The organism is Sphingopyxis sp. H115 (genome assembly GCF_001468465.1).
In the GTDB taxonomy this organism is placed as follows: domain Bacteria; phylum Pseudomonadota; class Alphaproteobacteria; order Sphingomonadales; family Sphingomonadaceae; genus Sphingopyxis.
The window spans coordinates 141,348-162,451 of sequence record NZ_LNSA01000006.1; the positions used below are offsets into that span (position 1 = coordinate 141,348).

Annotated in this window: 13 protein-coding genes, 1 tRNA gene and 1 pseudogene; 8 read left to right on the forward strand and 7 right to left on the reverse strand. The window is 62.1% G+C overall.

The annotated features are described in order from the left end of the window. Positions 1-67: 67 nt before the first annotated feature. The gene (locus tag ATE71_RS06785) at positions 68-6,037 is read right to left on the reverse strand and encodes an autotransporter domain-containing protein (protein WP_058802669.1); all 5,970 of its coding nucleotides are present in this window, start codon (positions 6,035-6,037) and stop codon (positions 68-70) included. Positions 6,038-6,558: 521 nt separating this feature from the next. On the opposite strand from ATE71_RS06785, the gene ATE71_RS06790 reads away from it, so the two are divergent. Beyond that, a complete protein-coding gene (locus ATE71_RS06790; protein WP_058802670.1) occupies positions 6,559-7,098 on the forward strand; it encodes a hypothetical protein in 540 nt (179 codons plus the stop codon). Between the two features lie 159 nt (positions 7,099-7,257). Here ATE71_RS06790 and ATE71_RS06795 read toward each other — a convergent pair whose 3' ends face one another. From ATE71_RS06795 to ATE71_RS06805, 3 genes are all read right to left on the reverse strand, one after another. Then, the gene (locus ATE71_RS06795) at positions 7,258-8,106 is read right to left on the reverse strand and encodes a hypothetical protein (RefSeq protein ID WP_058802671.1); all 849 of its coding nucleotides are present in this window, start codon (positions 8,104-8,106) and stop codon (positions 7,258-7,260) included. An 86-nt stretch (positions 8,107-8,192) separates the two neighbouring features. Continuing rightward, on the reverse strand, positions 8,193-8,693 hold the full coding sequence (locus ATE71_RS06800; RefSeq protein ID WP_058802672.1) for a hypothetical protein: 501 nt from the start codon (positions 8,691-8,693) through the stop codon (positions 8,193-8,195). A 274-nt stretch (positions 8,694-8,967) separates the two neighbouring features. Beyond that, positions 8,968-9,849: a 3'-5' exonuclease gene (locus ATE71_RS06805; RefSeq protein WP_058802673.1), complete on the reverse strand. Its 882-nt coding sequence runs from the start codon at positions 9,847-9,849 to the stop codon at positions 8,968-8,970. A 330-nt stretch (positions 9,850-10,179) separates the two neighbouring features. Between ATE71_RS06805 and ATE71_RS22050 the strand changes: the two genes are divergently transcribed. Next, positions 10,180-10,479 carry a hypothetical protein gene (locus ATE71_RS22050; protein ID WP_152998662.1) on the forward strand — a complete coding sequence of 100 codons (300 nt, stop codon included), beginning with the start codon at positions 10,180-10,182 and terminating at the stop codon, positions 10,477-10,479. 6 nt (positions 10,480-10,485) lie between these two features. Here ATE71_RS22050 and ATE71_RS06810 read toward each other — a convergent pair whose 3' ends face one another. Continuing rightward, positions 10,486-12,567, reverse strand: coding sequence for a MobA/MobL family protein (locus tag ATE71_RS06810; RefSeq protein ID WP_152998663.1), 2,082 nt, complete (start codon positions 12,565-12,567; stop codon positions 10,486-10,488). A 142-nt stretch (positions 12,568-12,709) separates the two neighbouring features. On the opposite strand from ATE71_RS06810, the gene ATE71_RS06815 reads away from it, so the two are divergent. The 5 genes and pseudogenes from ATE71_RS06815 to ATE71_RS23150 all read left to right on the forward strand — a co-directional run. Continuing rightward, a complete protein-coding gene (locus ATE71_RS06815; RefSeq protein ID WP_058802675.1) occupies positions 12,710-13,336 on the forward strand; it encodes a hypothetical protein in 627 nt (208 codons plus the stop codon). Next, a complete protein-coding gene (locus ATE71_RS06820) occupies positions 13,333-14,160 on the forward strand; it encodes a hypothetical protein (protein ID WP_058802676.1) in 828 nt (275 codons plus the stop codon). The genes ATE71_RS06815 and ATE71_RS06820 overlap by 4 nt, the downstream gene beginning before the upstream one ends. Beyond that, positions 14,157-16,190 (forward strand): hypothetical protein, encoded by a 2,034-nt coding sequence (locus ATE71_RS06825; protein WP_152998664.1) that lies wholly within the window; start codon positions 14,157-14,159, stop codon positions 16,188-16,190. The genes ATE71_RS06820 and ATE71_RS06825 overlap by 4 nt, the downstream gene beginning before the upstream one ends. Positions 16,191-16,303: 113 nt before the next feature. Beyond that, complete coding sequence (locus ATE71_RS06830; protein ID WP_058802678.1) at positions 16,304-17,443, forward strand: hypothetical protein; 1,140 nt, start codon at positions 16,304-16,306, stop codon at positions 17,441-17,443. A gap of 239 nt (positions 17,444-17,682) precedes the next feature. Further along, positions 17,683-18,756, forward strand: a pseudogene (locus ATE71_RS23150) (recombinase family protein); the annotation flags it as partial. A gap of 519 nt (positions 18,757-19,275) precedes the next feature. Here the strand turns inward: ATE71_RS23150 and ATE71_RS06835 are convergent. After that, positions 19,276-19,352: transfer RNA gene (locus ATE71_RS06835), tRNA-Arg, on the reverse strand. Positions 19,353-19,485: 133 nt separating this feature from the next. On the opposite strand from ATE71_RS06835, the gene ATE71_RS06840 reads away from it, so the two are divergent. Beyond that, the gene (locus ATE71_RS06840; RefSeq protein WP_058802700.1) at positions 19,486-20,520 is read left to right on the forward strand and encodes a YeiH family protein; all 1,035 of its coding nucleotides are present in this window, start codon (positions 19,486-19,488) and stop codon (positions 20,518-20,520) included. A gap of 31 nt (positions 20,521-20,551) precedes the next feature. Here ATE71_RS06840 and ATE71_RS06845 read toward each other — a convergent pair. After that, the coding region (locus ATE71_RS06845; RefSeq protein WP_058802679.1) for a thioredoxin at positions 20,552-21,104 on the reverse strand (553 nt) is incomplete at its 5' end.

Sequence of the window (21,104 nt, forward strand, 5' to 3'; positions counted from 1 at the left end):
TCCAAAAAAAGGGGGGCGTGCTTTGGACACGCCCCCCACGGGGGTAACCCAGTGGACTAGTCTGAAATCAGAACTGGAAGGTCACGCCGCCACGCAGGCCCGTCACCTTATTGTCGCCGCCGAAGGTCTGGCTGCCCGTGAAGAAGAGGTTCAACCGGTCGGCCACCTTCGCTTCGAACCCAGCCTCGACCATCCCGAAGCTGTCGGGTTCCGCGCCGCGCAGAACGAACGCATCGCCACCGCCGACATAGCTAACCGTCACGTCGTTCGGCAGATTGCCTTGGAAGGTGTAAGACGCCTTAGCAAAGGGACGAATCGTGACGCTGTCGGAAAGCTCGGTTTCGGTACCGAGTTTCACGCCCAGAACCGGCGAGAAGACCGTCTTCTTGCGACCTTCCACATCGAGGCTGAACGCACCCGCTCCGGTTTCGGTGAAACCTTCCAGCGAGGTCCTGCGCAAGACAAGCTTACCATAAGGCGTGATGGTCATGCTGCCGGTACGATAGTCATAACCGGCTTCAAGGCTGACATCTAGTTGCTTGGCGTTGATCGATGCTTCCGCGGTCCGCGCCAGCAGGCTCATCGTGCGGGTCGCATCATAGTTGGTCCAGCCGAAGGCCAGCTTCGCATTGGCATAGATCGGTCCGAAGCCCTGCGTGACATAAGCGCCCACCGTCCAGGTGCGGCCATCAACTGCCTCCGGTGTGCCGCGCGCGGCGATGTCGTGCTCGGCATAGGCCCCGCCGAAGCCGAAGGCACCGTCCGCAGCATAGGCGAAGTCGAGACCACCGGCGAGACCGTAGCTGTTCGCACGGATGTCCGAAGCACCGAAGGCATCGCCGTCACCGAACTTGCCCCAGTTGCCGACGGGATTGAGCCAGAGCTGCGTCGCGAAATCGCCCCCGAACGAGCGGCGGTTGGTCAGCATGTCGAGCGTTTGGCCAAAGACGCCATTCTGATCGACCGCAGCAAGCGAGCCATAAATCTCACCCGACGACAACTCGTTGAATAGCTCCGCGGCCTGTTCCGACGAGAGACGGAAGTCGAGCGCCGTGGCGACGTTGGCGATGTCCTGCGCATAGCCGAGTTCGGTCACCGACGCGAAGCCCGCGCCGCCCGCCGCGTCGGTACGGATACGACCGATGGCCGAGGCTAGCGCCGAGTCGAGACCGGTCGCAGCGGCAACGGCGTTGGGGTTGTTCGCCCCGCCGGCATAGCTGCTGCGCTTCACTTCCAGACGAACTTCCTTCTTCGCCGTATCATGCACCAGGGTGAATCCGACGAAGGGCGAAGTCAGGGTCGGTGCGGCGGCGGCCGAAACAGCTCCCGTGCCGGTATAGGTGAACAGCGTGTAGCCGTCGCCATTGGCGTAGAGGCTGTCACGATAGACATTCACCGCGACCTTGCCAGCCAGGTTCAAGTTACCCGTGATGTTGACCCGCGACGGATCGACATCAACCCCCGCCAGCGCCGGCGTGGTGAAGTAGCCCACGCTGACTCCGCCGGTGACCGGACCCAGCGGCTCGGGCAGGGTCGCACCGGACGACACTGAGCTCGGATAAACGCGGATCAGCGTCGGCGTCAGCCCGACGACCGTCGTGCCAGCCGCGGTCTGGTTATAATCGCCAACCTGACGGATGGTGATGCCGTCGATCAGTTCGGTCTGGCCAACCAGGCTGTTACCGAACTGGTTCTGGCCCGGGGTGATCCGGCGACCGATGACCAGCGTCGCAGCGTTGTTGATGGCGCCGCGAATACCAAATTCGGCATCAACAGCTTGGCTGGTCGTGAGTTGAACCTCACCTGCCTTGATGTTGAAATTACCGACATCGAGAGTGTAGGCGGGCTCGCCGCCGGGCAGGCCGGGATCATAGGCCGCGCCGTTGATCACGAACGTCCCCGCGCCTTCTTTGTTCAGCGTTTCGACGCCGACGACGCGAACCTGATAGTTCGAACCGCCAAAGACAGCCTGCGCGTCCTTACCAAGCGACAGGACCGGATTCCGCTTGTCGGCAAGCACCGACGTGGGCGCACCCGGATATACGATCTCATCGGCACCAAGGAAGCCCGATCCTACCAGATTGACCGTGGTGTCGGTCGTCCGGTTACCATCCTCGTCACGCTCACCAAAGATGCTGCCGAGCGTCGCCGACCCCGAATTGAGATTGATCGTCGCCTTCACGTCGCTGGACTTGACCGCACCTTCGCCGGTCGGATCATTGTCGAGACCGCCGCCGACATAGAAGCCGCCCGACACGCCGTTCTGATTGGCCGTGTAGGTCTGCGCCAGCAGTGCAGCCGCGGGCGTGTAGGTGGTTTCGGTCGATGTGTCCGTGCGAACCTCGGTGCGCGACGCGGTGTCGATGTTCTGGCCGAGGACGGTGGTGCCGCCCACAATACCGTTGTTCGTCACAGCGCCTTCGCCGGCGGCAACATTGATGTCGCCCCCGATGACCGCCCCCGCCGCGTTAGTCACGCTGGCCTTGCCGAGCGCCACGACCGGGGTGAAAGTCTCGGTAATCGTCTGGAGCGACGCCTTGCCGACGTCCGTCGTAACGCTGCTGCTGTCCGTCGCGGTGACGATCGAACGCGCCGTCGCGCTACCGGCGATCTTGCCACTGTTGCTGACGGTCGCCGACGTTGCACTGTCCGCAAGGACATTGCCCTTCACCTGACCGTCGTTGACGACCGAAGCCGGACCTCCGACGATCGTGTTCGTCGACGAGGCGGTTTGGGTAACGGTGCCCTTGCCATCATTCGTCGTCGTCGCAGTCGTAACATTGTTCGTGGCATAGCTGATCGCGCTGGCATCACCGCCGACGATCGACCCCTTGGTCACCGAGATAGATGCTCCGCCGACGCCATAGGCGAAAGCGTTGCCTTCGGTCGCGGCGATCGCCTTGTCCTTCAGCGCCTGAGCCGAGTCGATCACGATCGAGGCCTTACCCCCGACAACAGTCGTCTCGGTGATCACGCTTTCGCCGAGCGTCCGTCCGGTCAGGCTGCTGACCAGCGTGCTGAAGTCAGCGGACCCCGACTTGGTCTTGCCGGTCCATTCGCGCTCGACCGTCGTCTTGGTGACGCTGCCGCTCGCAACCGCAGAGACATAGTCTTCCGAGACGCCGGTCAAGGTGACCTTCGCGTCGCCGCGACCCGCGGCCACATAGGTGCCGCCTTCGACGGTCCCGGCGATCGTCGCCTGAGCGTTGCCCTGCGCGGCCGCAGCACCGCTGGTTGAGCTGATGATTTCCGATGCGGTCGCCACGCCAGTCTTGGCGTCGCGGACATAGGATTGCTCGGTAGTGCTCGCAAAGTCGGTTCCATTGTTCGCGCTGACGGTCAGGTCGCCGCCAACGATTGCCTTGGCAGCGACATCAGCCGACGCGGACTTCACACCGTTGATCGTGACCGAGCCGCCGACGGTATCCTGGCTGGCGGTCGCCTTGCCGGTGATCGATGCCGAACTGGCGCCATCGCTGACCACCGATGCGCTGCTGCTCTTCACAATCAGTTCGTCGGTCACATAGGTACCCTTGGTGACGGTCTGCGCGATGCTGCCCGCTTCCTCGGCCTTTCCTGCCGACGCTCCAAAAGCGTTGCTGGTGACGCCCTGTTCGACCGAGCCGCTGACCACCACTGACGAGCTGTTGGTGCCCTGCGAATAGACAAAGCCTCCCCCGCCGGCATTTCCGGTTGCGACGCGCCCGGCGATCGTCACCTTGCTGTCACCGCCACTGATCGCCGTCGTTTCGGACGATTCGGCATATTTTCCCGAGAAGGTTCCGGTGCCATCGACGTCGAGCACGGTCGTCTCGCTGCTGCTATTCGCGAAGGACGAACCCGCCACCCCCGAATTGCCCGCATAGGAGTTTACGTTACCGAAGACAGCGCCTGTGACAGTCGCGGTGCTGGCTAGATCAGCAATCTGGGTGATGGTGCCGTTGGCACCCGGCACGAAATTCTTGGTCCCATTGGCGCCCGCGTAGGTACCGGCGACATTGCCGCCCGTTGCTGTGCTGCTGCCTTTGCTCGTCCGATCCTCGGTGAAGGAACGGCCCCCTTTGCCGTCGAGCACCTCGGTCGAATTATAGCTGCTGGCGTTCGCAGACTTGCTGCTGCTGCTCGCCGCATAGGTCGTGCCGCGAACCTCACCCTGATTCAGGATGGTGATATCGCCGCCCGCCGTCAGGTTGACGTTGCCGACCCCGTTGAAGCCGATGACGCCGCCCGCCGCGTTAGTGAAACCCACCTTACCCGTCGTCGACGTGTTCGCCGATTCGTCGGCAAAGCTGTATTTTGTCGTGGTCGTCCCGGCTGTGGCATCGACGACCGGCGCCGGGGTCAGAATGGTGCGGCTGTATGTCGAATCGCTGCCCGACGAATTGCCGTTTACGCCGCCACCGACCGTGCCGGCATTGGCAATCGAAATATCCTGGGTGGCATTGGCGTTGACCGATCCACCGACTTTACCGGTCGCCGCATTGACGGCCGAAGCATTGCCCTTCGAACGGGTATCGCTCGTTTCATACACGTCGCTGAGGAGGAGAGCGCCAGTGCTGTCGAACACCAGAGCCTGACTGGTCGCGTTAGCGTTGCCGTTGCCCGCGGTCGCCGTCAAATTTCCGTCGATCGCACCCGCATTGTCCGCCGAGGCATTATTGGTAGCGGTCGCCAGGGCATTGCCGCCGATCGATCCGGTTTCGGCGACGACGACCGAAGCGTTGCCGGCCGCGGGGCCGCTCGTCGTCTTCGTCGTGTTGCCGAGGAGGCCACCTTTTCCGTCATAAATCAGCGTCTGATCGAAACTGCTCGCCCCGCCGTTGCCGGCGCGTGCGGTAACGGCGCCATCGACTGCACCGGCGTTGATCACCGATGCGTCGCTGGTCGCCGTAGCCGACACGCCGCCCCCTACGGAAGCGCCTTCGGCGATTTCGATCGTCGCTTTGCCCACTGCGCTCGCCGAGTTGTTCGCGGTCACGATCTTGAGCAAATTGCCCGTGTCGTTCCGCGTCGTCGTCGTGCTGCCGCTATCGGTCGTTGCGCCAGCACCGCCAATTGCATTCAGCGCACCCTTGACTTCACCAGCATGACTGATCGATGCATCCCGCGTCGCTTGAGCGAATGCCCCGCCGACCACGCCCGTTTCGGCAACCCTAATCGTCGAATCGCCTGCCACCGCTTCACGGGTAAAACTGTCGATCCGCTCGAGATCCACGGCATTCTTACTGTCGCGCGTCTGAACGGTCTTGCTCGTCGAATTGACATTGAAGACCGGAACCGCGTTCACGCCATTTTCGACCGTCCCCGCCACGGTGATATCGACATTGCCATTGGCAACACCGTTGACGGCGTCGAGCTTGCTGGTTGCCGCCGTGGCGATCTTGACCGTGCCCGCCTCATAAGTCGCACTGGTCTCGCTGGTTACGACCGATTTGTCAGCAAGCGGAATTGCTGCCGTGTTTACGACAGTGACCGACGAGCCGACCGTATAGCCGGTGACAGTCCCCGCAACGCCCTTTGCCGTCACATCGACATTGCCGACCGGACCGACGAACACGGCGCTGCCCTTGGTCTTGCCGTCGGCGCTGGCGACATCGCCGATCACGCCTTTGACATCACCACTGGTGTAAACGTCGGTCGTCGTATCGCCAGCTTTGGTGGTCGCCTGCGCAACCGTCGACTGGACGTTTACGTTGCCCGAGCGAACGGCGCCCGCAGAGGTCAGCGACACATCGCCGGCACCCATCAGCGTAACGCCGTTGTAGATCGTCCCGCTGTTGTCGAGCGACACGGTGCCGCCAAAGCCGGTCGCCGAAAAACCGCCTGTAATTAGCCCGCTATTGGTGGCGGTCAGCGTATTATCCGCCTTTGCCGACGACCCGTTTAGCGCAACGCCGACCGAATCGGTCACCGCACCGGCCTTGTCGACCGCTCCGATACTACCGACATTGCCGAAGTTAATGACGCCGTCGCCTTGCCCCCCCAGAGGTGCAATGCCGATGGTTCCAGGTCCCGAAATTGCACCTTTCGACGTCACCGTAATTGCAATGTCGCGATCGGGCGTTGCTTTAGCAGCGTCGACTTTTGCTTGAACGCTCGCGGCGGATTCCGGTCCGCTAACCTCCACAGTTTGCTCTGCATTCGCGCTATCCGCAACGATCAGCGCCGAAACCGGAAAAGCGGCAGATACGAGTAGAGCGCCCTTAGCAAGGCGACGGAAACGAGAAGCGGAGTTAATCGACATAGTTATTCCTCTGCATGCAAAAATTAAGTGATACGGATAGTGGCGCGCGGATCCGTGCGCGTGATCGCTGACACCGAAATTTTCTGACGTTGAACTTTCCCCCTGATTCAAACCGGCTTGCGCGGCTGATCAGTTGTGCAGATGCCGATTGATACGTTCGCGCGTCGTGATCGACGCGTCAGCAGATCGTTTTCTGAGCGTGATTAATTCGTCCGGCACCATTTTCAGCGTTGCTCGCCCCCCCACGTGCGCCCTAATTCCGACGTCACTGCAACAATTTGGGGAAGGCGCAACGACGTGGGGGTGGGCGGAACGTGCGAGACGGTAAAGAAAAGCAGGTGACGGAAGGCGTCCGCTATAAAATGCAATTTCTGGGTGCCTTTCATTTGATCGCTCCGAACGGCCATCGGCTCGACGTCACGAGCAAAAAAGCGATTGCGCTGCTCGGACTACTCGCAAGCGCAAATTCTGGCGAGCGCTGGCGAGCTTGGATTCAAGACAAACTTTGGGGATCACGCGAGTTACGGCAAGCGCAGACCAGCCTGCGCCGCGAGCTCCATGGCTTGCGCAAGCTGACTGAAAGCCTGCCTATTCCGCTGGTAGAAACTACCTCCAGAACAGTTAGGCTCAACCTTCATTTCGTAGAAGCCGATATACGTGATGAAGAGGTCGTCCGGCAGTCAACGGGAGAGTTTCTGGAAGGCATTGATATTGCGGGCGAAGAAGGTTTCGAAGAATGGTTGAGGGAAATGCGGTATAGCCTTTCCGACCTTTCTAAGCCGATAGCGATGGAGGAGGGGGCGGACAGTCTATTGCGCGCCCCGCTTCGTTTATTTGGGCATCGTCGTCTATAGCGCAGTGGTACCGCGCTGAAGCTTAACGCATGAAGGCTCCGGCCGTGCTGATCAACTGCACGGCCCAGCCCATTGCATTAGTGGGTCAAAGGCTCGTTGCTCGAGCGAAATTTGACCACTCGTTCACAAGTCGTGTTCGCTCCGGAAGCAAGTTACTTTTCAGGCCGCCATCGCCCGGCGACCTGCCTCCACAAGAAATCGTCGTCGCCGCGCTTGCAGTTCGGCGACGTAGCCGCGCCCCTCGCGTAGCTCGATGATCCGGCGAAGGAGACGATCCGTCGCGACGTCGATATCGGCGCGCCCGTCATGGCACCGCCGCCAGCGTGCAAGCAGCCATGCGACGCCAATGGTGTCGCATTCACACGCTTCCTGCACGGAGTCCCACTCGCCCGCGTAAATGAACCCCGTGACCGCGAACGCAGGCGCCGTCATCTTCGCCGGGATATCGAGCGCAGCCAACACCTCGGCGAGATGGATCGGCTTCATCTTGAACCCCCCGGTAACGATGCGAGCAAAGTCGAGGTGGCGAGCCGGATCGTTGCCGCCGAACGACAGCCAGCGCCAGCCGCGGGGAAGGGTCAGGCCGTGCTTGTAGGCGGCCATCATGATCAGCGGAATGTCGTGCACCATCCCTGCCCACGTCACGAGTTCGGCATCTGGCCAGGTCTGCAGCAGCTGGAACAGACCCGCCACGATTGCCCGCTCGTCATGGTCAGGCTGGCTCAACGTCACGAACTGCGCGATATCAAGATTGCCGTCGGCATGCTCGGTCAGCACCATGATAGACGCGGTGACGATGGTCTGAAACACCCAGCGCGGACAGGTCAGCGGATCTTCGCTTCGCGTATAACCGCGACGCGCGGGCTGGTTGTTATCGTTACCGGGGCTATACCGCTCCGTGGCCTGGTAACGGCGATGGCCGCTTTCATCGATGACGGCGGACTCGACGTCGAGCACAATATAGGAGCGCGGTCGGCGTTCAACGCCGATACGGGGTTCGTATTTCATAGATATTTCCTTGGAATGCGTGGCAGGCCCGGCCTGCCGCGGTGTGCAGTGGTTTTGATAATGATGGGTGCCGGAACCGACCGAGACTAATCGTCGCCGGAGCGCGGCTGGGACGTGTGCGTCTTGATACGCGTGCGCGTCTCGGCGGCGACGCGTTCGATGCGAGCCAAGGCTCGACAATGTCCGCTCGCGATGTCGGAGGACGCTCCCGCCAGACACTCGAACGCGCCATCGCTGCCGAGCCGGATCGTAACTTTTCCACATTCCGACACCAATATGACCGGCGCGTTGCTGTCGTCCGCCCAGGGTCGGCAGCGAAAGACGTGGATCAAATGTTGATTGCGCATAACTGCCAGATACTCACGCGGCCCGGACTTGCCGGTGTGGGCCTGACCTGCATAAATGATGTCCTGGTCCCGCTCCATCGCGCGGAGAACCAGTTCGCGCACGATGCCGCCGTCGATCGCGCCACCGGTGCCGAATTCGATTGACGGGGTAAGCTTGTGGTCTGCCGGAAAGCCCATTTCGTGGCGCAGAGCCCAGGCGTGTTTCTGTTGCCGCAGCGCCTGTATCGTGGTGTCGTTCATGCTATCTTCCTTACTCTTGGGTGACGGCCGCTTTGGCCGGAGCCTTTTTCCGCTCTCTCACGGTGCTCAATTCCCCCGCATTGGCGGTGGCTTACGCCTGAAGGCGCCATGCAATGGCCGCAGGCCGTCGATTTACCGGATGTTCAAAATTTGCGGCTAAGCTGGCTCCCTGAAGGACGAGATTGCGACCTCCCCTTAATGCGAAGCGTTGTGGGGGTAAGGCACGCTCGCTGGCCTCGCTGCTGGGGGACCTGAGCAGCGAGGCCCTCCCCCATTATCGATAACGGGTGTGCCAGCTGAACTGGATCACGCGCGGTGTGGCGCGAAGCTCGGCATCGCGCGCGAGCCACAGGATTTCCGTCTCATGCGCCGCTTCGGCGATCTCGCGCCACCACACCTTCTCGCGCGCATCCCAGCGATAGCCGCGCGCCTTGAGGAGATGGCGTTTGTCGAACAGCGCGCCCGTCGCCTCGATCCGCAGCGACGGCTGCGCGGCCCGCGCAACCAGCTCCGCCATCAGCGGCCGCACGCCGTCCGGACGATGGGTCAGCAGATGCGCGAGACTGATCACATCGGCGTCCGCCCGATGCCCCGTGGTGAAGTAGCCTATCTGCATCAGGAGGTGACCGAGTTTGGCGCCATCGAACCCATGCGCCGCCCAATCAATCTCGCGCATCGAACAGGCCCAGGCTTGCCCCTTGATCGCGGGCAACAGGCGTTCGACAATTGGGGCGTCATAGCCCGCGTTGTGCGCGACAATCAGGTCAGAGCCGCCGAGCAGCGCTTCCCAGCGCGGCACGTTCAGGCCCCTCCCCGCCACGTCGTCGTCCGATATTCCGGTCAGCAGCTGCACCTCGGCCGGGATCGGAATGCCGGGATCGCGCAAGCCGCGCCGGGTTTCTTCGACAGCACGGATTTCTCCAGCGTCGTCGACCAGCACGACCGCGGCGGCGATTTCGATGATCTCGGCAGTTTGGACATCGACCGAAGTTGTTTCCGTATCGACGATCGCGATGCGCCGTGTCGGCCCGATTGGCGGTCCCTCGGTCACAAGTTCGGAAATCGGCCGCACACGGCGGAGGATGCGGACATCCTCGCGTGACGCGCAGAGCCGCAGCGCCGCCTCGAATGAGGCGGCGTCGTTATGAATGGTCATGGGTTTGCTCCTGTTTGCTTACCGCCCAGCGGAGGCGAGGCTTTTCCTCCCCTCTTCACCCGGCTGCAGCAGACGCGGTCGCGGCAGCTTTTCCATACCGGTCACATGCGTAGGCCGTCAGATGGAAACCCTCAGCACCGTCTCGGACAGCGCGGCCTGGCGGAACCAACGCTTTTCAGTGCCGCAGTCGCATCTCGATCCGCCGCCCGCAGTAGTATGGACTCGACCCGTCCGCTTATCGCGTGCCTGGCACGTCAGACCCGGACAAATATGTAGAAACAGACCACAATTTAGCCCGATCTTAATCCAACTTCGTCCACTCAACCGGACATGAACGAAAATGACCGTCGGTTCCTGCAAGGATGGGGTGATGAATTGAGCCCCACGCTCGACGAAAACTATGAACTCGTGACTGGTATGGCGCGCGTGCCGGTTTGCGTCGCCTGTCCGATGGCGCAGTGGTATAAATTGGAGCACCCGCCCTCCAAACCAAGCGAAGAGCCACGTCAGGCGACGCTGGAATGTTTTTGCACTGCATATCGCGGTGTAATGTATGACGGGCGACGTGTGGTGACGGCGTGCGATGCGCGAATTGATGCGCTCAAGTCGGAAAGCGGCGATCCGGAGTAGCTGCGGTCATTCGGAGACGCCCTGCCCCGGCCAACGCGGGAATGGGGATTGACTGGACGGATTTTTGTCCTCTCGCTTCTCGCCTGGCCGTTCGATCGCGCGTCCCGGTTGGCGCAGTGCACCATCGACAGGCCGCTCAGCTTCATCCGATTCAATCATCGCCTTGAGCCGCTTTGCACGTGCAAGGTGCCAAGCATTCTTACGGGAACTTGATGTTCCCGCGCGCGGCTTCGTTGGTTGAGGCTGTGTAGTGGCTTGTTGGCTGGCGGCTGCTTCGGCAGACTGGGCCGCGCGCACGGATGTCTCTTCCTCGCGATTGCGGCGTTTCTCGTCACGCTTCCGCTCAGCTTCGTTACGAGCGAGGACGCGTTCAAGAATATCCGGGTCGGCAAAATCTGGCCGGGTCCAAGATTTTGCGAATTCCGACAGTTGCGGGACAATCGGCCGGACAGGGCGCGGCGGTTCAATGCTCTGATCACGCTTGTAGACCGATCGGAGCAGGAGCGCTTGCGTCGGAAACGGTACCTTTGACATCGTTGCCGACTTCGCGATCGCTGGCAGCTTTACGTTCGGCTCGCGGTTCGATGCCAGCGGTGGAAGCCGCCAATTTCGCAAATTTGCGATTTCGATCCGCGCCGGACGCGGAGTTGCCGCCGGGCATCCTGATAGCGAGACCGCCGCCGTTGAACGGCGGGCAATATTTCGCTCACGCACCGGCATAGAACCGACGAGGCGGGTCGCCTCAGGCCTGATCGGTGGGACTGCCGGCACATCGATCGTCTTCATCGAGAGAGGCGGCGCGACGCTGTAGATTTCTGTATTCACCGACGTCAATGCCGAGGCTGCCCGCTGCGGAACTGGCATCGATAGCATCGGTAACCGAGCGAAACGCCTGGTTAGGGCGCGCGCTACTATCTGGGCGTTGGTCAGTACCGCATCTGCATGGCGCAGCGCGTCGTCGATGGCTGCCGCCTTCGAGCGCAAGACGCGTTCGTGGTTATCTTCGTTCTCGGCAACATATTCGCCATCACGCGCCATATTGGTCTTTGCACCGCCGAGATGAACCTGCGGCTCGTGCGGCAGTCCGCGGTCGGCATTGCTCTTGGCGGTCCAGACCTGGTTTTGTCCGGCCTCATAAGACATCTCGGTCATAACGGCGGCGAACATTTCACGGAAGGCCTTCATTGCCTTGGGGTTGTCGAGGTCAGTGCGCAGCATTGCGCCGACGTCCCATTCATGGTCTCCAGTGCGAACCATTGGCCGATATGACCAGAGGATATGCAGGTGCCAGTTGCGCTGGTCGCCGTCTGGCGGCGGCGCATGCAGCGTGACCAGGTACGGCAGATCAAACCGACCGAGCGCGCCCTCGGCCCAGCGAACTCCACAGGCCATCATCTCGTCCGGTGACTGTCGATGGTCCACGGCAAGGATGCCGTGCATCAGCAGCTTCGCATTCTTCTGCGCCGACCAGTTGATCTGCTCGAGATGGTCAAAGCCGCACAGCGCCTCCTCAATGCTATAGCCGACATTTGTCGCAACATATGGATCGCCGTCCTCGTCGAGTTCGGCTCCATGGTAGCAGTATAGGGCGACCCGCTGCGACACGCCCGCCTTGGCGGTTTTGCGCGAATAATAGCGCATACGCATGAACACGCCTCTTTGGCGGTTCCGGTCGATCACTGGGCCATCATATCTCGGCAAAGCGACAGATGCGAACGGCCACGCGCGTTTCCGCTCTCTCGGCGGCGTATGACGGACTTTTTGGTCTGGCCGTACCTTGGTATTCAGCGAACGCCATAGCGCACGGGAGCGACGATCGCTGTCCCGAAGCTCAGCGGCGATGTAGCGCTCCGCATTGCGCCAGTCTCGGACCTCGATCCGGCGGGCCTTCTTTTGCTGTTGTTCGTTCCTGAGTTGTAGCGACTGTGAAGCGGCATCCAACTTTTTCTTCGCGAAGCTGTTGGCGCTTTGGATAGTCAGCTTCGAAGGGCGACCGAAATCGTCGCTGATGAGAGCATCGATATAGCGATGCTCCTTGCGTTGGGGGGCATTCCGAAGTGCCCGGGAGGGTGTCGAGGGTTTCGCCATCGGTGAAACATTTCTTGCGCCAATCTTATGCCCCCCCACTCTATCCTCTTCGAATCGGCGAACCCTCCCGGACACGTCTCCGGGAAGGTTCAACGCTCGACTCGAGCGATGGTGTCGCTTCCACCAAGAAGGAGAAGCGACGATGAATATTGACGATAACGCCGATGGCCAGCCGGACATCGGCAGAATTTTGGCCCAGGCCGATGCCGATATCGCGCGGTTAGGCGAGGACCGCAAGGCAATCACAGAGCGCCGCCGAGCACTCATTGCGCCTCGCTACAAGACCGTGGTTGCCGAGCCCAGCGAGGTGCACCACAAGATCGCTCTGGGCGGCGTATTGGCGAACCATGGCCTATCGGCGATCGACGCCGATGCGTTGGCAGGGATGCTGGCCTTTCGGGCTGATCAGGTCTGTGGTGTCATTGACGAACTGATCGATGCCGATCCGTCGTTGTCATTCGGACAAGCGATCGTGACGATGATTGATGGCAATCATCGGGATATGTCTGCGCGAGGTCAATATGAGACCTGGATGCGCCGTCTTGCCGCCTACGATGAGGATCGCAACGAATGGCTCGCACGGGACGAGGAGTTTCAACTTGATGGCGCGTGGCGCACGGAGGGCATGACGCGCGGCCAACGCTGGCTCATGCGCGTGACCTGTCGGTTGCGCGGAATCGACTTGCCGGGACATATTTCGCGCGGCGACGCCGCCGACTGGCTGGAAACTCACGGCGCCAACTTGAATTATCGGGAGTTTACTGCGTGAGCGCGTTCGTTTGGGTCGATCGCGACGGACGGCGGCACGAACTCGAAAGCCCGGCTCCCATAGAGGCCGAAGCGGCGGACGTCGCGCTAGAGATGGAACAATACTTCGATTTCCTAGAATCTGGCGATCGTCCGCTGCGCACTGCGGCGCGCGCCGCTATCGGCAAACTCCAGCCAAGACTGGAGCAGCTGCGCGCCGACGTACGCAGTTGGAACGAGCACGCGATCGCCGCCACGCGGGCTGAGGCCGCGACGCTGGCCGAACGGATCGACCGGTTGCCGACAATGATTGCCGACGTGCTGCTCGTGGTTGAACTGCACAGCGACCAAGCTCAACTCATGAACACCGTGGACGATACTTCCGACACGCCAGCACGGATGTTCGCCGAGCCAATGACCGCGATCCAGCGGCGTGCGATCGCGGCGTGCGCATCGCGCGCCGCGCCTATCGATGCGGCAACGCGAGGGGAGGCAAAGGCATGGCTTGACGCCCAGCCGCGCTTTGCTCGCGGTGTGCAAACCGGGGATGGCTGGTTCGCTTGGGTCGATCGCAATGGACACGCCCACCGCTTGGTCGATCCGCTGGCCATCGAAAGGGAGGTGGTTTGCATCGCGGAGGAACTCATCCGACTGCGTCCCGCACTGGCAAGCACAACCGCCGCTGGCAGGCTCTACGAGGCGGTCAGTTCAGCGATCGCTTCTTGGGAGCGACTCTCGCTCCTACAAGGAGACCTCGAGAGGTTCGATCGCGAGGCGGAGGTTCGCGAAGAAGCCGCTTGGGCCGCATATGCCGCCGACTGGCGATCAAAGAGGAGTAATTTGTGACCGCGCATTTTGGAGCCATGCATGGCGACCGCCTCGATAAGCGCCATGCCCGCGCTCAAGTTCTGGCGTTCCCGGGCATATGGTCGATTGCCGATCGACTCAAAAAACAGTCGGACGAATGGCTTGAAGAGGATCCCGACGCCGGGTTGGTATCACAGACAGCAATGACGCTCGCGGCCAGAGCGGGTCGGCGCATGGTCGGTGTGCGCGACATCTTGTGTTTTGACCACCCCGTGGTCATTGCCCTCCGCGAGAAGCTGGTGATTGAGCACGCACAAATCCCTGCACCTGACAAAGCGATCGTGGCCGCGCTCAGTAAGCTGAACGGCTTTAAATTCGATGGGTTGGTCGTCACAATCGACGGCGTGCCACTGCCGGCTGGCAAAGCGCAGACCGATTGGTTCATCGTCCAGCGCTATCGCCCGCTCTATTCTTCGCGAGTGCTGCCGCATCTCATCTATCGCCGCGATCCCGAGAACATCATCGATGCCGATCGCAGGGCGCTGGGCGTCCCCGATGGTGTCGCCCCCGCCCTCATTCATTTGCTCGCATATGACGCGGCCAACGTGACGGATGAGATGCAGGAAGCGCTACTTTCGTACAGTGCCGCGATCCACCGCGACAACCTGGTCGCGCTCCAGCGCGATCATACGGCACTCTACGTCGCAATCTGGCGCCGGGACATGAGGTCGGCCAAGGAGCAAGTGCACAACGCCCGCCGTCGTGGGTCGCTGCCGCCTGCCCATCCCAAGAGCGTTCGCAAATTTGCGATTCATCTGCTTAACGGCGCGGCGCTGATGAACGAGTTCGAACGGCTGTTCGAGATCATCGATACGCTAAAGTTCGCGGGCGGCGTCACTCGCAACTCAATCCAGACAACGTTGAAGTCGTCCACGTCGATGGCGGCGATGCACACGCACAAGGACCCAACTGGGACGTTCATCTACGGTTCGGTTGCACATCTTCGCAGCCTTCACCCGACGATGAACTCGAAGCACGTGAAGCCCAAGACAGCAGACCTGATCCTTGAAGGCGCACGCACCGCGTTCTTCAACGCGCGCGGATTTTGGGAGAAAACAGGGCGTATCGAATGGATTGAAGGGGAGATGCCGGGACAGTGGTTCCTTGGGGTCGAACCCGCGCTGCTCGCTCAGGTCGCCCTGATCCAGATGATCTCGAACATGGAGTGGTGGGAGAATGGCTTCTGGCTCCGGAACAAGCGCGGTGGCGCTCGCGATCTTAGTGATGAGCGACGCGCGCTGGTAGTCGAACTGGCGGTGGTAATCACCAGCAACATCTGTCCTGCCACTGCTAGATCAATGCTGCCGTGCGACAAGCTGGGCGACGGACTCACCGCAATCGGCATACGCCGCAGCGATTCTGATTGGCGCGATGCGGTGGTGCCGACCCTGATCCGCAATCCCTCATTGGCGGATCAAGTTGAGGTATCGGCCCACGAGGCTGGCATAGCATGGCCCATCCCCGGAAATGCCGACTGCGATCGACCTCGGCGATCCAGTCCCTATGACCGTGCCATGCAGCGTGCGCGTGCACTGAAAGCGCGCCATCAGCCTGGTTGGACTCAGGGATTCCTCTTCGAAGCGTGGCTGCGCCCCAAAGCCGAGGTCGCGTTTCTGCGCAACTGTTGTCGGTATGTCCGCTATGACCCCGCTAAGGCCAATAAACGCGATGCTTGGAACGCAACATTAGCGCAGGAGACACCCGTCGACGGCCGACCGGTCGCAGTGACCGACATTGCGAGGGGGCTGCCACGCCAACATCCACTCGAACGCATCCAAGACCTGTTCCGCGATATGTTCGATCGTCTGCAGGTTGAAGACGGGTCCAGCGACGGCTCCCCGTCAGCGTCCGAGAAACGCGCCTGGCGCGAGTCCGTCCTCACTCAGGTCGCCGCGCTGCTACCCGCAGTCAGCCCTATCACTCTCGATCCACAACATGCCGAACGCTGGTGGCGCGATCGTGATGACAAATTGGTCGCTATTGCAAGCGAAGGAGCGTGGAACACCTGAGCGAGCAGTCGGAATGCCGATCCTGTCCGGGAGGGTTCAAGCCGCGAATCGGTTGATCGGTTTGCCTGCGATGACGCGGCGCATGGTGCGCCGCGTCTTGCAGGAGACCAGTCATGAACAGGATCAACGAGAATACCGAAAAAGCCTTCGATGCCGACCCCGCCCTGCTTGAGCCGGCCATCGAACCGACGGCAGCAAGCATCGGCACGCCGCCGCCCGCCACTGAGACTGCTGCAAACCAGCTTGCCCCGCGCCAGCACGCTTTTGCGCTGCGCCAGGCAGAGACGGTTGTCGCAAGCGAAAGCATGGCCGACGGGAATGGCGATGAGGACTTCACGAGCACATTCGCCGGCGCGCCGCTGATCCCCGGAGAATTCCGCCTCCCACTCTCAAAGCTGGCCGAGTGGGTCTACCACCCGCGCGCCGGATCGCGCGAGAAGGGAGAACATTTCCACGCGCTCGCGCTAACCGCCGCCGAACCGGATGACCTTCGCCCGCTTGTCGTTCTCGATGAGATCGATGGTGTCTATCCGATCGTTGATGGCCGCTTTCTCTGGCACGCGCTGAAAGAAACGCATGCCGGTAACGAGGACGTCGAGGTTCGCTGCGTGCGCTTTGTCGGTACCGAAGCGGATGCGGTGGCAGTAGTGTGCGACACCGCGCTCGGAACGATTGAAGCCAGCCCCATGGAGAAGGCTCAGGCGCTGCTCAACCTCCAGCAGGTCAACGGGATCAGTCAGCGCGCGATCGCCGAACGCTATCCGCGGCTGACCAAGGACAAGGTCAGCAACATGCTGATCGCCGCTCGAATGCGGCAGGCCTATCCGATGCTGTTCGATATCCTGGAAGAGCCGGACATGGCTCCGATCTCTTATGGGACCACTATCCTGACGCGGCAGAAGGAATTGCCTCCCGAGGCGTTCCAAGCGATGTTAGAACTCGCCGAGGGTTTCGCCGCCAACGGCGAGAGGTTCAAGCCCAGCCAGGCGCTCGCTGCGCTTTATCCGGACGGCGATGCACAGGCGTCGAGTGACAACAAGACGGTCAAACCGAAGCCAGTCGTTCCGCTGAAGAGCGAAGATATCTTCGGCCACGACGACCAGCCGGTGGCAGCCTATCAACGCTTCTCCGACGACATCGACCGCATCAGCCTGCCTGACGTCTCGGATATGTCGATCGAGGAACGCCAAGCCGCAGCCGAAGCCTGCATCGCTGTGATCCGCCACCATTTCGGTCTGGATCAGCAGGACTGAACGAGGGTCGGCGGAGGCATTAACCGTGGGAGCGCCCACCTCTGACAGCCGGCGTGGGACGGCCGATGGCGGCGAAAATCGTCGGCATCGGTCGTCCCGCGCTGGGACGGCTAAACTCTCCTTGGAGGTGGTCGATCGGCTCGCGGACTCTTTCCCTCTTCTGCCTGGCGAGTCACAGTGGCTGATGGCCCTGTTGGCCGACGACCTTGCGAGGATACTTGCCGATGACGACTGATCCGATGACCTTGCGCGCCTGCGCCTATGTGCGGGTCAGCACCAAACGTCAGGCCGAGCACGAGACCTCGCTCAACGAGCAGGAGAGGGGTATCGCCCGCGCCGCCGTGGAGCGTGGCTACGAGATCGTCGAAACCTATGTCGAGGCGGGCAAGTCCGGCATGACCGACCGCCGTCCGGCACTCCAGCGGATGATCGCCGACGCCTGCGCGCGGCCGAAACGCTATGACGCCGTATTCGTCTACAATTTCAGTAGATTCTTTCGCGACGAGTATGAATGCGAGGGATACCGCCGGAAGCTCGAGAAGGCCGGCGTCAAACTGATCTCGGCGACGCAGGACGTTGGCGATGGCCCGCATGCGCGGCTCATGCGATCCATCTTTACCTCGCTCGATGCTGCTTCGAGCGAGATCAACGCCGAACAGGTCAAGGTGGTGATGTCCGCCAATGCAGAAGCTGGATTTCATAACGGCTCGGCACCGCCACTTGGCTACCGCACATATGTCGCGGAACGGCGCGACAAGAAGGACAAGAAGAAGCTTGAGATCGACTCGGCTGAACGCCCCCTAGTCGAGTTAATCTTTCGGCTCTATCTCGAAGGTGATGGCAAGACCGAGCCACTTGGCATCAACGCGATCGTGAATTGGCTGCGCGAGCGGGGCTACATGCACCGCAATCAGCATTTTCATACGGGTCTGATCTATGCGATTCTGACCCGCGAAACCTATGCAGGTCGCCACTATTACGGATGCCGCAACAGCCGCACTGGAGAAATGCGACCGCGTGAGGAGTGGATAGAGGTCAAAGTGCCGGCGATCCTGAACGAGGAGCGGTTCCAGGCAGTTCAGACGCGCCTGAAGGCACGGAACCCGCGCATCTCGGCACCGCGGTCGCATACGTCACCGGTGCTGCTATCTGGCATTGGTCGCTGTGGGTGCAATGGTTGTACATCAACGATGATGCTGATGACTGGCAAGGGTGGGCGCTACCGCTATTATGCGTGTTCCAACCGCCGCAAGAAAGGGGATCTCTCCTGCGGCGGTAATAATGTGCCGATGGACAAAGTCGATGAAGCCGTCGTTTCCGCGTTGGAGACGCGCCTGTTCCAGCCCGAGCGGCTGACGGCTCTGCTGGGCGACATGCTCGACGCGTCCTCCGCAGCGGACGCTGGCCGCCGAAAGCAGGTCGCCGTGCTCCGCACCGAGGAAACCGAGGTGACCAATTCAATCCGCGCACTGTTTATGATGGTGGAGAGTGGCGCGACCGCACCCGACGACCCGTTCCTCAAGGAACGGCTGGCAACGCTCAAACTGCGGCTCACCTCGGTCGCCGAGGAGATTGTCGCGCTCGAACGTCAGATCGGCGCCAAGAGCAGCCGGATCACACCGGAAAAGGTTGAGCGGTTCGCCGCCGCCATGCGGGCCAAGCTCCGCGATGGCGGTGAGCCGCAGGTCCGCCGCCGTTATGTCCGGGCGTTCGTCGGCGAGGTGGTGATGAGCCGCGAACAGATCATCATCCGCGGCCCCAATCGCGCACTCGAGCTCGCCGCGGCAGGCGAAATGCCAGCCGACGACAAAGTTCGTACTTTCATGGGGGATTGGCGCACCCGAAGGGATTCGAACCCCTGGCCTCTGCCTTCGGAGGGCAGCGCTCTATCCAGCTGAGCTACGGGTGCTGATAGAGGGGGGCCTCTAGCAAGCCCTTGCCCCGCCAGCAATGGGCTATCGACCGTCGCGCGCGGATATGCGAAGCGGTGCCGACGCGCGGGCCGAGGGAATGATGTGAAGCCGACCGAACAAAGCTGGCCGATGGCCGCCGACCTGTACGGCGAGATGCAGCTCGAAGTGCATCCGCCCGCGCGGCGGCGCGCGCGCGACTATCTGCCCGGCGCGCTCGTCACCGCCATCGCCGCGCTCGCTGCGGCGTGGCTCGCCGATCATTATGCGGCGCCGATCGTCCTGATGGGCTTGCTGATCGGCCTCGCCCTGTCGTTCCTGTCGCAGGACCGGCGCACCCATGCCGGGCTCGATCTGATGTCGCAAACCGCGCTGCGCATCGGCATCGTGCTCGTAGGCGCGCGGATCACCGCCGAACAGTTGGCCGAATTGGGACCGCTGCCCTTTGCGCTGCTCGTCCTCATCATGCTCGTGGTGATCGTCGTGACCGTCGCCAGCGCGCGCCTGTTCGCGCAGGACCGCCACGCCGCGCTGCTCGCCGGCGGCGCGACCGCGATCTGCGGCGCGTCTGCGGCGCTCGCGCTCTATTCGCTGATCGGCGACAAGCGTGTCGACCAGGCGCGCTTCACGCTGACGCTCGTCGGCATCACCGTTGCCAGCGCGCTCGCGATGACGCTCTATCCGGTCCTCGCGGCGCAGTTCGGGCTGACCGATGCACAGGCGGGCTTCCTGATCGGCGCGTCGATCCACGATGTCGCACAAGCGATCGGCGGCGGCTTTTCCTTCTCGCCGCAAGCGGGCGAGGTCGCGACGATCGTCAAGCTGACGCGCGTCGCGCTGCTCGCGCCGATGCTGATGCTCGTCGCGCTCTGGCTCGGACGGAGCGGCGAGCGTGACGGCAAGACGCGCATCCCGCTGCGCCTGCCCTGGTTCATCCTCGGCTTTCTCGCCGTTGCCGCGGCGAATTCGCTGGTCGCGATCCCCCGGCAAGCGCAGGACGCCGCCGCCGGCGGCGCGCAGGCGCTGCTGCTGCTCGCGATCGTCGCGACGGCGATGAAGGCACGGCTGCACCTGCTGCTCGATCAGGGATGGCGGAGTTTCGCGCCGATTATCGTCGCGACGCTGACCAGCTTTCTGCTTTCCTTCGCCGCCGCACTCAGCCTGTGACGCCGTGACGCCAAGCTAAAGATCTGGAATATCACCCTTTAGGGAGTGCCCAGCTAACGGTCAGCTGCGTCGCCCGGCGGGGGATGTCGAGCTTCGCCTCGCTGAAATTGACCTTTTCATTGGGCGGCAGCATCCGCACCGGCGGCTTGATCGTCCAGCTATAGACGATCGTGCCCTGCGCATCGCGCAATTCGGCAAGGATCGGCGGAACGCGCTGTTCGCGGTCGGTCGGGTTGATGATCACCCCCGACGCGGCGAAATAGATGGTGCCGTCGGCCAGCTCGCGATGATCCTGATTGGGCGGCAGTTCAATGACAAGGTCGGGTTCGGCGGTCGTGCCGGGCAGGCCCAGCCCCTGCGCCCAACCGGGAAGCCCGAAATAGACGAGGCCCGCGGTCGCGCCGAGCATCAACACCGCGGCCGCCGCGGCGATCGCCGTCCAGCGCTTCGCCGGATTGCGGCGCGGGCGGCGGAACGGCAGCGGCGCTTCGTCGTCCGCCGGAACGACGCGCGGCGCGGGTTCGGTAGCAAAGCTTCGCGGTGCGGGCGCGGGATCGGGCCGATCGAAATAGGCGGTGGCGGGC

Bases quoted from the DNA above. Each gene is read 5' to 3' on its own strand.
- ATE71_RS06795 (WP_058802671.1), bottom strand. From the start codon at position 8,106: ATGAAATACGAACCCCGTATCGGCGTTGAACGCCGACCGCGCTCCTAT.
- ATE71_RS06800 (WP_058802672.1), bottom strand. From the start codon at position 8,693: ATGAACGACACCACGATACAGGCGCTGCGGCAACAGAAACACGCCTGG.
- ATE71_RS06805 (WP_058802673.1), bottom strand. From the start codon at position 9,849: ATGACCATTCATAACGACGCCGCCTCATTCGAGGCGGCGCTGCGGCTC.
- ATE71_RS22050 (WP_152998662.1), top strand. From the start codon at position 10,180: ATGAACGAAAATGACCGTCGGTTCCTGCAAGGATGGGGTGATGAATTG.
- ATE71_RS06810 (WP_152998663.1), bottom strand. From the start codon at position 12,567: ATGGCGAAACCCTCGACACCCTCCCGGGCACTTCGGAATGCCCCCCAA.
- ATE71_RS06815 (WP_058802675.1), top strand. From the start codon at position 12,710: ATGAATATTGACGATAACGCCGATGGCCAGCCGGACATCGGCAGAATT.
- ATE71_RS06830 (WP_058802678.1), top strand. From the start codon at position 16,304: ATGAACAGGATCAACGAGAATACCGAAAAAGCCTTCGATGCCGACCCC.
- ATE71_RS06840 (WP_058802700.1), top strand. From the start codon at position 19,486: ATGGCCGCCGACCTGTACGGCGAGATGCAGCTCGAAGTGCATCCGCCC.